General features: G+C 60.8%; 1 pseudogene. It reads right to left on the minus strand.

Annotation, left to right across the window (positions count from 1 at the left end):
* Positions 1 to 232: pseudogene (locus tag U5A58_RS40750) on the minus strand (electron transfer flavoprotein-ubiquinone oxidoreductase); the annotation flags it as partial.

Consider the following 232-nt stretch of genomic DNA (forward strand, 5'->3'; position numbering starts at 1 on the left):
CAGCGACATCAGGCCGCCTGCGGTGATCGCGCGCGCGCCGTACGACACGCGCTTGCCGCCTTCGAGGTACTTGCGGATTTCCGGGTGCGTCTTGTAACGCTGGAACTCTTCAAACGGCGAAAGGTACGGGTTCTGGTACGCGAGACCGACGACAAAACCCACCATCACCTGGTTGTTGTCGGTGTGATACAGGAACGAGCCACCATACGTATCGGACTCAAGCGGCCAGCCC

The sequence above is a fragment of the Paraburkholderia sp. J7 genome (genome assembly GCF_905220155.1).
Taxonomy (GTDB): domain Bacteria; phylum Pseudomonadota; class Gammaproteobacteria; order Burkholderiales; family Burkholderiaceae; genus Paraburkholderia.